Origin of the sequence: Prevotella sp. P4-119, assembly GCF_002251345.1 — a bacterium.
Taxonomy (GTDB): domain Bacteria; phylum Bacteroidota; class Bacteroidia; order Bacteroidales; family Bacteroidaceae; genus Prevotella.
Genome location: NZ_NPJB01000010.1, coordinates 1 through 10917, shown reverse-complemented (window position 1 = coordinate 10917; position 10917 = coordinate 1). Strand labels below are relative to the sequence as shown.

Genomic DNA, 10917 nt, shown 5'->3' with positions numbered 1-10917 from the left:
GATCTTTTTTATGCTTACGCTCCCTCTGGTCTATGGTTTTACAAGCAGAAGCTATTATGGCAGTTAGTTTTTCATAATATGGATAATACGAAATATGTTTAACCGCATCTTTTAAATTTTCAGGCTTTCTAAAATTAATAAGATTATCAAGAGTTTCACCTTGAAACCATATATAACCACGAATTCCTGTCGGAAACAACTCCCTTATTTTGTCCTCTGCCATATCATCGTTTAATGTACGTGAACCAGTATCGCTATCAAAAATAACTTTTAGCATACTAGCTGAAATATCCCAAGCATAAGCACTCTGCCAGTTTTCTTCTTCAGTTCTTTTGGCTTTTACTGTTCGTTCAATGGTATAAAGATTTTGGTTATCATCCATAATTTCCAAAGATACTTGACAAATAACGCTATCTCCTTTATTACAGTCAAATAGGGCTTTTTTATTTATGATCTCATGCTTTTTCATTGTCATCTTGGCGCTATAAGGAAGACCATCAGCAGAGCACCAACCTAAATCTGTGATGTAGATATCACCAAACAAAACCCAGTAGAAGGCATTGAAGAGTTTTGACTTTCCTTTACCGCCTTTACCGATTATTAAATTCAATCCATTGCTAAAATCCATTGATACTGTTTCGTAATAGGACTGAAAATTATGTATTTTAATATTATTTATTAGCATATTTTTATTTGCATATTATTTTTATTTGTGCAATATATTGGTTTACTAAATTGTCGGCATCCCTAGGATCTACACTCAATCCTGCAAGCATTTCCGCCACTTTTTTTGCTTCTTTTTCTTTACCTACAAGATTGAACTTGTCGGCGACAATGAGCGAGTTTATTTCTTGCTCAATCTGTTTGTAAATTTCATCTTGAATAGCCATATCATTATTATTTATATTGTTTTTCTTCGTCTTCAAGAAGTTGGAACATATCAATGTTTAGGGTCATACAAATATTATGAAGTTCACCATAGAGTATGTCAATCTTGTTGTCTGCAAGAGCTGCAAAATTCAAAATTCGCTTGACTTCAGCAGTAAAGAGACTGCGTTCTATTGACGATACTGACTCTGTAATATTTGGCGGCATCACTATCAAATCCCAAATGTGAGCCATGTTCTTTCCTTTGCAGGTTCTGAGCACACGCCCACGGCGTTGTATAAACTGTCGTGGATTTCCTGTACTTGAAATGAATATAGCATTCTGTGCTCTTGGTATATCAACGCCCTCGTCCAAACATTTCATAGATAGCAGAACCTGTATGTCACCACGTTCAAATGATTCAAGGATTGATGGTGCATCATCAAGACCACTAATATACTGATGATACGAATACCTACGTTCGCGAAACATTTTGGAATATTCGTCGATGATATGAATGTCTTCGTTATCAATCTCATAGTCATCGATTTCAGCATAATCAGGTTCATAGCCCTCTGGAACAAATACAAAAGTATAGTTGAGTGTGCCTTTCTTCTTTTGCTGATCTAGCAACTCTGCAACCTTCTGTTTCTTGTTGGCTGCTTTGTGGATGATACGCTTTCTTGCCATCAAAAGCATTTCAGCTTCTTTCTTGTATTTACCAGTTTTTGTGTCAATAAATTTTCTTAGCTTGTCTGTTATGGTGTTATAGTGCTCCATTTCATCTTGCGTAAGGTTGACGAATAGCGGATAATACACATAATGACACAAAATAGGCGGGTCAGATTTCCATATTGCATCCTTCATCGTGAATCGATAAGTATATTTAGGTGGTTCAGAATTGAAGAACTCATAGAGCTTCTTCGAGCCACCTTCATCATAGATACGTTCTGGCGTTGCAGATAACCCTATTCTATATTTGATGTTGTTCGGAAGTTTTTTGATAGGACCTGTTGCCCCCAGGTTATGGGCTTCGTCTGCTATAAATATAAAGCTATCAATCCCTCTTGTTGTCTTTATAAATTCTTGTATATACTTACGAACGAAGGTTGCATAGGTAGTAATAATGACGATGTTTTTTCTTTGATTTAACAGGCTCTTTGTGGTGTATCGCGACAGAAGAATCTTCCAGTCTTTTTCTGTATGTGTAGAGATGATGTTTTGAAAATTGAAGTGTTTAACTTCACATTCCCATTGCAACGCTAAAGCTCTTGTAGGAACAACAATTATCACTTTATAGAAGCCATTCTCACGATACTGTTTCAATACACAGTTAAGGGCAGTTACTGTTTTGCCTGATCCAGTTGCCATAGCAAAAATGCCATTCCTTTTATTATCCAGCCATGCTTTATAGGCATCTGTCTGAATTGAACGTTCAGCCGGAAATGGGAAACGAGGTTCATGTTCCTTAAACTCTATCTTCTCAACGAGACGTCTAGGGAGAGGTTTAGAGATAATTGGATCTATAGAATCAATTTCGCTTACATCCCGCAAATCGATTTCATTATCTAGCAGTTTTTTCAATTTTACACCACCAAATCTATCTTTGATGTATGAGGTAACCTTGCTAATAGGTATATGTATAAGATGTGAGTTGTCTTTGGCCCAGTTGTCATTAAACTTATCTTCCAAATCCTTCACATAGTCGGCGTTTTTCCAAGAAGTGAATGCTGTGATGGTTTCACCATTCAATTCCATCGCAGTTTGAGAAAAATTTGCAGAACCGCTAAAGGCAACCTTATCCCCATTTTCGTCAGTAAACACGCCATATTTGTCGTGTCCAAGTCCACCTTGGGTTGAAACTGTTGCCACGAATTCTATTCTGTCAATTGATATGAGATAAGAGAAGCATCTGAAGAATTGCTCATCTTGGCGAGATAACGTATTACACAACTGGTCTACATCATTCAATATGCAGTCTTCAAATCCATCTATAACACCAGTCTGCCCATTTTCTATGGCCATTTTATCCTGTTCACTGAGGATGTGATTGATGACCACTCGCATCCGACCGCCATTGGCAATAAAAAGTGCAAAGCCGTAGGCCAGACATCTGATGCCTGAAGTTGAGAAGAATCCCAAACCAAGGTCGAAGGTTTTACACTCTATCAACGCCTCGGTAAAGAATTCCTTAGGCTCGTGCTGCAAACCTGTGGAATAAGTGAGTTCAAAATCACAATCTCTCAGCATATTGATTCTAGTCCTACTTGTATTTTATCAAACAGATAGTCAAAACCCACGAGATTTGGATTATCTTTCACATCAGCCATAATACGCTCCAGTCCATCATCAAGATGCATCTTGAAATATCGAGGTAGGTCTTTGTCTGACATCTTTATATTATAATGCTTGCACATAATGGCAGCATACATAGAATAAAAATTGCCAAACAGCACGTTCTTTGAATACTCTTTGCCGCCAGAATCCTTAATATCTAAAGGAGAGAAGTGGATACCACTTTGCAAAGAATATGCTATCGCTATACGTGCAATCACATTCTCTGCTCCTAAAGCGAACTTCCGGGTCAGAACCGTTACGATTTCCTTATTTTGGGAACTTGTCTTTATCTGGGTAAACATCTTTATTCTTGGTTTATAAAATTATCTACTGGAACCTGCTTGAATGTAGATCGTGCTGCCTTATTTTCAATCAGATAGGTTGCTTTTACTAAAGGCTTCATTACTTCGTACTCATCAAACGTCAACTCTTTATAAAGCAAGGGGAACAGAACTACTTGCTTTGAAATTTGAGGATAGAACTCCGTTATAATCCTGGTGGCATGACTCTTATCAAACTTTTGTAACGGTGAGTCTATGAATACCGGGAACTGGATTCCTGATTCATCAACCAGAGCTTTTAAGATAGACGTGGCATATAATTGCTGTTCGCCTTTCGACAAAGAGTCTTTATTGATTACATCCCCAGTAACAGTATAAAGTTCAATATCCATATCTTCGCCGTTGACGATAACCTCAACACTTCCAATGAGGTCTTCCTTATGCATCAACGTATTAAGCGTAGTTTTTATACGACGCTCTAGGGAGTATTTTTTTTCTTGTTTCAAGGACACAAGGAAAGTAGAAAGCTCACTTATTAACTGTTCTGCAATCTGATCCTTTTTGGCATCGCTATCATCGAGACTAACCTTTTTGCTCAATTCGCTTATCTGCTTTGTCGTTGTTGCTAGCTCTTGACTTATTACACCTAAATTTTCGTGTAACTGCCGTATTTCTTTATCTTTATCAACTATATCTGCCTCAACTTTATTCTTCTTTGATCGGATGTCTTTAATCAGTTCGTCTTTCTCTTTACTTTGTATGTTTGACAGTCTACGGCTATTACGTTCCCAAACCAACTTATTCTTTCGATAATCTTCTGCCAGGTGTTCAAACTCGGCTTTGTATGTCGTTGTCAAGTTGTTGTATACAGCTATAAACTCTTCGTATTCCTGCTCTGAAACAGAGAGTAAAACATCTTCTTTCACGACTTCATGTTTATATCTGTCAAGAACATCTTGTACCTGTATTATGAGTTCTGACTTCTCTGCTGATGCAATATCTGAGTGTTCAAACATCAGCATCAAGTCTGATGCTATTTGATTTACAACAAGATTTCTGCCCAGTTGGTCGTTCTTGGTTTCTTTCAACCTAAAATCATATTCAATTTGCTCGCGAGTCTCTTTCAGCAATTTTCCAGTTATTGCAAAGGGGGCATACTCGATAAAGTTTTTCAACTTGGCTTTATAATCATCACCTTTCTGTTTTGTAGTTTGAATCAGCTTCTCTAATCTAACTATTTCTGTAGAAGTTGCATTATTGCCTTCACGCATCAATTGCAGTTGGATAGCTTCATCATCGGCTCTAAGTTGCTTTAACTCCGATTCAAGTTCTGTAAGTTTTTTTCTCCTCTCCTCAATCTTCTTTTCCAACTGTTCTTGTTTGGATAGCATTGTCAATAGTTTCTCTCTGCTTTCTATATCCGATGACTTCTTGCGAAAACGCAATCTTACGTTCTCTAGATTCTTTTTTAAATCTTCATACTTACGCACACCAAGCACCTCATTGTAGGCAGAACATAAACGCCGCTTTTCAGCAGATGTATTTGTTTCTGCTAGAGCAACTATCTGCTCTGAGTCAAAGAAGAAAAAACGAGCAATATCTTTATTTAGGATAAAATCATTGATAAAGACTTCAGATCCAATTGACGTGGTCAACTCATTTCTCTTGCCGTCTATTAAGATGTCAACAGATTCCTTCTCCGTTATCATGTCGTAGGAGCGGATTACCTTTAGTGAAGTACAAGGAAGAGAGGGAATGATAACATCTTTAAACTCGATGGCAACGTAATATGTGGTTATTTTCTTAAGATCCTCGTTCTCAGAGGAGTACCCTTTACGTCTTATCAAGTCTTTCTCTGCAGAGTCTAACTTTTCGAGTTTGGCCCTAACATTATGGTTCAGATTTTTCCTAAGGAAGGCATTATATCCACTATTGGCTATGTCTTTTCTAACTTCAGCTTCAACCTCAGTAATCAATCTCCCATACAAACACCATATAAGCGAATGAAGGAACGTAGTCTTGCCAAATCCATTTTCTCCAGAAATCAAGAAAATGGGTTTCTCTTCATCTTGCGTAAACTTGATGATATTCTTTCCTTCATAGAGGCGATAATTGCCAAGTGTTATATTCTTTATAATCATGACTCTGCCTCCTTTATAAATGATTCAAGACGAGATTCGAGGTCTGTTTGCAAACCATATTTTCTCATCAATAATACTTTATTTTTCTGTAACGCCAATAGCTCGTGAATCAGCTGATAATGTTTAGGATTCTCTGTACAGGCTTTCTCTAACAAAATACGTTCCTGCAATCCAATATTGGTATTTGGAATATTGTATCCATAAACCTTATTGTATATATCATTTACGGTTGTTGTAAAATTTCCATCACGATACCAAAGCACTTGAATGGCAATTAGCTCTTGATTCGTTATCAAGTCTATGCTTGAACGATAACTTTGTGTACTCTTCTGAACTGTAAGTAATTCCTGAAGTAATTGTATCCTATATTCCATAGTATAGTTTCCAAGATTATGTCCCGTGTCATCTACAGCACGTTGACCATTTCTACGAGTTGGGCATCGTAGTTCGGAAACATTACGGTTTTCTACAAGTCTGTCTCTGAAATCAAGCAATGGTTTCATCCACTTTACACCGCTTTTAATGAGCGAAGACATAGATTTGTCTTCTTTGACAACTGTACATATCCAACATCCAAAACGACTTTGGCCACACGACCTGTGGCTGTCATCGGTAACGACTGTTGGACATTCGTAATCGTCAGCAGAAGCATCTGCATAAATCTTGAAAAGAATCTGATTGTCAAAACCCCAAGGCGATGGTATGGAATTAATAATACCCCAAACCTCTTCAAGCATCAATTCTTTGATGGGTGCATAAGTATATGTGTTGGGATTTAGCGGGTGTTTGGACAAACGATGTCCCTTAATTTCATGTCGCTTTATTGAGCGCTCACGTTGTTGACTTTCTGAAAGTCTTGTGCCAACAAGAACGATAGCCTCTCCATCTGCAGCCACTTGATCTGTTATGAACTTTGAGGTAGGCTTAATTTTCATTTTCTCTGTGCAGAAACGGAATGAATTATTCGGAACAGGATAGCCTTTTCCGATGACGCAACACCAAAAAGAATCCTCCAATTCTGGTGTAGTAGTAGCAACTGAAACTGGCAACGACTGATCCTTAGCTGCTCTTGCTATCATATCAAGCACTTTGGTGACATACTCCTCGATAACTGGATTCTCAACCATTGTATCATTGCACACTACATAAACATTTCGTTTTAAAGGAATATTTTTATCCTTCAGTCGTTGTAGGGCCAGCCACACAAGAGTAAGAAGTGCAGTTGAATCTTTGCCGCCACTAAAACCTATAATCCAAGGACGATTATAGCGGTCTGGCTCCTGGTACTGATCTATCAGTTCCAATATAATGTTTTCGACTCTTTGACTCTTCATTTCGGTTTTAGTAATCAATAGGGTAAAAGAAAACGTACCCTCTCTTAACGTACTTCTAACTACTGCCGTCGTGGAATTGGCTTGAAACGAAATACGAAGAAAGGGTACGCCTATAAGGCGTACCTACTTCCTCCAGAACTCGTTTCAACAATAGTTTTCCACGACTTTGTAGTTAAAGTCCCTTCGGATTAAGATACTTAATCTATCCCTCAAAAATTTAAGTTGCAGCCCTTACTCCCAACGGGATTCGGTTTTTTGCTTTGCATGATTCTATCATGTTTGTTCGCATCTACTGCAATAATATATGCATAGATAACTTGTACCAAGTTCGCATATTGCCTACAAAGGTAAAAAATATCTTCCACATTATAATCAGATTTTCGCAATTTAACACATTAATTCTGCAATCATTCACAGATATATTCTATACAACACATGAAAAAGGGAGACAGATTCGCGTTTCTCACCTCGTTAAATAAAGGTTACCGAACACACCAAAAAGAAAAGAGGCGGTATTCACATACGACCTCTTAAAAAAAAATAAAACCTATTTTTTTGCACAAAACATTTTACGATGCAAATATACGAAAAATAACGATATATTTCAATTTTTTCCTGTTTTTTTTAATATGACACGGGATAGGTTCGTGTCATCCCACAAGGACCAAGCCAAAGAAAATAAAGACAAATGATAACTTTTAAGTCAACATCTTCGCCTCTCTCGTTATTTATTTATATATTTGCAAGCAGAATTAAAAGTAAAGCTATATGGAAAAAAAAATCTTTTCTATTAGGAACTTTGACAGGTGTAATGACACGGGGACAGATTCTTTCTCACGCCACGAGAATCTTTAACGAAAATCCCATACCAAAATGCGCTCTTCCTCAGGGTGTTGCCCTGGGCTAGGGAAACCATTGGGCTTTCAGCCCGTTTTTGCTTGTGTATCAAAATCTTTAGAAGAATCTTAACTAGAATCTTGAGAATAATCTTTAACAAGAATCCGTGTAGTCCGTGTGTTCCGTGGATAAAAAAATCTGTGATTTCCGTGATTCCTGTGTGACATTTCACAAAATACTGAAGGAATATAGAAAGTAATTTTGCACCATAAGAGACTCATATCCTATGTCTGACCATTTGACTAAAGAACAACGGCACAAAAACATGGCGGCTATTCGTTCGAAGGACACGAAGCCGGAAATGATCGTGCGACATGGGCTGTGGAAACGGGGATTCAGATACAGGCTAAACTACAAAAGGCTGCCTGGGCATCCTGACTTGGTATTGAGGAAATACCGCACCTGCATCTTCGTGAATGGCTGCTTCTGGCATGGACATGACGTGGATATGCTAAAACCGGAGAATTCTAAGTGTTGTAAGATTCCTAAGACAAACCACGACTTCTGGGTGGAGAAGATTCGCAGGAACAAGGTGCGCGACAAGGAGGAGCAGCGGACGTTGGCTAAAATGGGATGGCATTGCATAACGGTATGGGAATGTGAACTGAAGCCGCTAAAGCGTGAAGTGACTCTTGACTCCATCGCTTTTACGCTCAACCATATCTGGTTGCAGGACCATGGTGCCAAAACTCACTATTATCCTATACTGGAAGAAGAGGATACGGTATGTCCTATGGCGGCAGAAGAATCTCCCAAATGAATCAAATAATGTCAAACGGGGGTTGTTTTGTCCGTTTTTCCATGGCAAAAATACTAAATTTTGTCCGTTTTTCCAAGATTTAACACTTTTCTTCCCTGGAATGACTCATCGGATCATCGGATCATCGGATATTAGACGGATGTTTTTTTGGGTTGCGTGAGCGCAAGATGTTTTGGAGTAGCGAAGACAGAGTGAGAGCGCGCTTTCACTATGCTGAGTCACGACAAAACAAACCATAGGTAAATCTTTGGAGGAAATCTTTAATGAAATATGGCCTTTGGCCAGAAATCAATCATCGGATCTTAGACGGAATTTAGACGGAAATAAAATCTTTAAATAAAAATCTCAACTGAAAATGCGCAACAGTACGTTGCTCTATAGGAGGGTTTTGTTATGGATCGCATCGGAGATGCTCGAAATCTAAACTAGAATCTTGAACAAAATCTTTAACTAGAATCCGTGTAGTCCGTGTGCAGATTTTCCTTAAACCAGACCGCTTAGATCTATGGTGTATTGAGTAGGAAGTTGCTGTTCTCTCTTAATAAACATCAGCATGTAAATAGGGAGATAAGTGATTTTTCCAACTTTCTTCACATTATCATTACACAACACAATGGCTTTTGAAATCTGATAGGTAGTGGTACTCACCACATTCGTGAGTGCTTTGTGACGATCATAATCCTTACCCGATTTAACTTCTATCGGCAACACCTCTCCATTTTGCTCTATAACAAAATCTAGCTCTCCCTGTCGCTTGTTGTTATAATAATACAACGGGAAACCATGTGCCCAGAGTTCTTGTGCTACTGCATTCTCATATATCGAACCAAAGTTGATGGATGGTTCGTTATCCAAAATCTTCAATTGAATGCCATCCGCATAAAGACTTGCCAAAAGACCGATATCTGCCATAAACAGCTTGAATAAGTTTCGGCTGCTCGACAATATCAAAGGTACAGTAGGCTCCTCTACATTATATACGGGTAAGGCCACACCAGCATCTTTCAACCACAGGAAACTATTCTGATAACGTGAAAACTTGATGTTTTCATTCAGGTTCTTCAATATGAACCGCTTGTTCTTGGCATCAAGCTCAGCAGGTATCCTGTCAAAGATTTCCTGAATATACAATTTATGATTGGGGTCATATTTCGCAATATCCTGCTTATACAGACGTATGATGGCCTGTTGTTCTGCCATGACCGCTTGCAGATTATTGGTAGTGAGATATTTATCAACAGCTGCCGGCATTCCTCCTACTATAAGATAAAGGCGGAATATCTCCATCATCTTTTCATGGATGAAGTCATCTACAACAGTACCGTCTGCAAAATGATTCCTTAAAGCTTCTATGATTCTATCGTTGATACCAACGGCTGCAGCAAACTCCTCCAAGTCGAGCGGATACATGTCTTTCACATCCATATATCCCACTGGTGCAGAACGGAGGTTCTTAATTTCCACTCCCAATAAGCTGCCGCTTAAAATATAGCGATAGCTCCCCTCTTCTACCAGAAATTTGATGGCGGTTACGATTTCGGGGCATTCCTGCACTTCATCAAAGAACACAAGGGTATTATCCTTGATCAAATCCTGGCTGGTTACCGTGGAGAGACGCAACAAGATGTCTTGACTATTCTTCGCCTTGCTGAAGACCTTTACCAAGCCAGGATTTTCGATGAAATTGATTTCTATGAATCTTTCAAAATGTTCATGTCCAAAACGACGGATAGAATATGTTTTTCCTATCTGTCTTGCTCCTGTCAGCATCAACGCTTTCTTATCTGTAGCGAAAAAGTCTGCTAAATAGTTGTCTATCTTGCGTTTAATCATACTTCTATCTTCTTTTATAATGCCAAACGGGGGTTGTTTGTCCGTTTTTCCATGGCAAAAATACAAAATTTTGTCCGTTTTTCCAAGATAAACATATGTATTTTTGTCCGTTTTTCCAAGATTTAACACTTTTCTTCCCTGGAATGACTCATCGGATCATCGGATCATCGGATATTAGACGGAATTTATACGGATGTTTTTTGGTTGCGCGAGCGCAAGAAATCTTTAGAAGAATCTTTAACTAGAATCCGTGTTCTCCGTGTGTTCCGTGGATAAAAAAATTTCCATGTATTCCGTGAAATTCGGGTGAACGGGTGACCATGTGTGACATTAAAAAGTACACTAGTGTCCACTAAAAACGATTAACAATCGTTGTAAGTGGTTGATATGCGACAAAATACGAGCAAAAAATGACTCTATGGGTTAGAAATGACTATCTTTGCAGAAAATTACAATCTGTAAGTTAG

At 38.4% G+C, this 10917-nt stretch carries 8 protein-coding genes; 1 reads left to right on the top strand and 7 read right to left on the bottom strand.

Annotation, left to right across the window (positions count from 1 at the left end; all coding sequences use genetic code 11):
- From CIK89_RS01075 to dndC, 6 genes are all read right to left on the bottom strand, one after another.
- A partial coding sequence (locus CIK89_RS01075) for an AAA family ATPase (protein WP_158214952.1) occupies positions 1–685 on the bottom strand: 685 nt, incomplete at its 3' end.
- Between the two features lie 4 nt (positions 686–689).
- Positions 690–890, bottom strand: coding sequence for a hypothetical protein (locus CIK89_RS01070; RefSeq protein WP_094389589.1), 201 nt, complete (start codon positions 888–890; stop codon positions 690–692).
- A gap of 7 nt (positions 891–897) precedes the next feature.
- The gene (locus CIK89_RS01065; protein WP_094389588.1) at positions 898–3117 is read right to left on the bottom strand and encodes a DEAD/DEAH box helicase family protein; all 2220 of its coding nucleotides are present in this window, start codon (positions 3115–3117) and stop codon (positions 898–900) included.
- Positions 3111–3506 (bottom strand): DndE family protein, encoded by a 396-nt coding sequence (locus CIK89_RS01060; protein WP_094389587.1) that lies wholly within the window; start codon positions 3504–3506, stop codon positions 3111–3113. The genes CIK89_RS01065 and CIK89_RS01060 overlap by 7 nt, the downstream gene beginning before the upstream one ends.
- A 2-nt stretch (positions 3507–3508) precedes the next feature.
- Entirely contained in the window at positions 3509–5626 is a 2118-nt protein-coding gene (locus CIK89_RS01055; RefSeq protein WP_094389586.1) for an AAA family ATPase, read from the bottom strand.
- Entirely contained in the window at positions 5623–6960 is a 1338-nt protein-coding gene (dndC, locus tag CIK89_RS01050) for a DNA phosphorothioation system sulfurtransferase DndC (protein WP_094389585.1), read from the bottom strand. The genes CIK89_RS01055 and dndC overlap by 4 nt, the downstream gene beginning before the upstream one ends.
- A 1123-nt stretch (positions 6961–8083) precedes the next feature.
- Between dndC and CIK89_RS01045 the strand changes: the two genes are divergently transcribed.
- Positions 8084–8617, top strand: coding sequence for a very short patch repair endonuclease (locus CIK89_RS01045; protein ID WP_094389584.1), 534 nt, complete (start codon positions 8084–8086; stop codon positions 8615–8617).
- A gap of 483 nt (positions 8618–9100) precedes the next feature.
- Here CIK89_RS01045 and CIK89_RS01040 read toward each other — a convergent pair whose 3' ends face one another.
- On the bottom strand, positions 9101–10450 hold the full coding sequence (locus CIK89_RS01040) for an ATP-binding protein (protein WP_094389583.1): 1350 nt from the start codon (positions 10448–10450) through the stop codon (positions 9101–9103).
- Positions 10451–10917: the final 467 nt, after the last annotated feature.